This is a genomic window from Kordia sp. (assembly GCF_050633145.1).
In the GTDB taxonomy this organism is placed as follows: Bacteria; Bacteroidota; Bacteroidia; order Flavobacteriales; family Flavobacteriaceae; genus Kordia.
This window is the reverse complement of the sequence record NZ_JBOEFY010000025.1, coordinates 77345-77814: the sequence shown is the minus strand read 5'-3', so window position 1 is coordinate 77814 and position 470 is coordinate 77345.

Below are 470 nucleotides of genomic sequence, written 5' to 3'. Positions count from 1 at the left end.
ACAAGTTCGTACGACCGATTAAATGCCGTAGCTCAAAGTTCAAATTATGTTGGCACTGACGAGTCGTTGAATATTGCTTCTGGGCAAACGGATCAATTTATAGATGATGTTATTTTTAATAATCATGAAGTTACAGCAAGTGAACTCTCAACGGTATTAAGTGTAGCACAGCGACAATTCCGATTAACACAAAACAACTTAATTGCAGCCTCAAAAATCAATTTTCTACACAACAGTAAAGAAAGCATTGCTGACAATACCTTCTTCCAGTTTCGAACCGAATTGGAATTGGCAGGAAATTTTTTATCTGCTATTGCTAGTGTAGCCAATTTAGAAGAAGATGCTAGAGGAAACAAAAAACTCTTCGGCGTTCCGTATTCACAATATGTAAAAACTGAATTCGATTATATAAAACACTGGGAACTTTCAGGAAAACAAGATGTATTAGCATTTCGTACGTTCTTCGGAAT